We start from the raw sequence: 243 nt of genomic DNA, 5'->3' as shown, positions 1-243 counted from the left end.
GCCTGGACGCGTTCGCCCCCGGTGAGGGCATCGTCTCGTTGCGGTCGGGCGGCGGGACGACCACGGCCTCGGGGACCTCGATGGCGGCCCCGCACGCGGCCGGTCTGGCCGCCCTGGCCCTGGCCGACACCCCCACGGCCACACCCGCCCAGGTCACGGCCACGCTGCTCGGCCAGGCCGTGCCCCGCGTGACCTCTGCCGGTTCCGGGAGCACGAACCTGCTGCTCCTGCGCGTGCCCGGCT

1 protein-coding gene is annotated in these 243 nt (G+C 77.4%); it reads left to right on the top strand.

Annotated elements, in window-relative coordinates:
• Positions 1-243 (top strand): S8 family serine peptidase (locus tag N869_RS16265; RefSeq protein WP_035063596.1); only part of this gene is annotated, 243 nt, incomplete at both ends.

Origin of the sequence: Cellulomonas bogoriensis 69B4 = DSM 16987, from assembly GCF_000767165.1 — a bacterium.
GTDB lineage: Bacteria > Actinomycetota > Actinomycetes > Actinomycetales > Cellulomonadaceae > Actinotalea > Actinotalea bogoriensis.
Note: the sequence above shows the minus strand (reverse complement) of the source record. Positions and strands in the feature narration are given on the sequence as shown.